Consider the following 489-nt stretch of genomic DNA (forward strand, 5'->3'; position numbering starts at 1 on the left):
ACCAAGATCTGTAATATCAACATCTACATAGAATTGTGAGTTTGTACAGTCTTCACTAACCACAGCTGTTGCATATGCAGCTGGGCTACATATAAACGGACAGGTATAGGTATAGGTACCCATATCAACATCACAAGTAGCATCTGTACCATGTTCTAAAGTAAGGTTTACAGATGAAGCATCAGCAAACGGTCCTACTTGCATAGTACCTGTTGCGGTAACTGTCCAAGTATTTGTACCATCTGTTATAGCAGGTGTTCCGTTACCAAGATCTGTAATATCAACATCTACATAGAATTGTGAGTTTGTACAATCTTCACTAACTATAGCTGTTGCATATGCAGCTGGGCTACATATAAACGGACAGGTATAGGTATAGGTACCCATATCAACATCACAAGTAGCATCTGTACCATGTTCTAAGGTAAGGTTTACAGATGAAGCATCGGCAAAAGGCCCTACTTGCATAGTACCTGTAGCGGTTACATT

1 protein-coding gene is annotated in these 489 nt (G+C 40.1%); it reads right to left on the reverse strand.

Annotation, left to right across the window (positions count from 1 at the left end; all coding sequences use genetic code 11):
* Positions 1-489: hypothetical protein (locus tag NBRC110019_RS16770; protein WP_281756616.1), on the reverse strand; the 489-nt coding region annotated here is incomplete at both ends.

Source organism: Neptunitalea chrysea (genome assembly GCF_027924145.1).
Classification (GTDB): Bacteria; Bacteroidota; Bacteroidia; order Flavobacteriales; family Flavobacteriaceae; genus Neptunitalea; species Neptunitalea chrysea.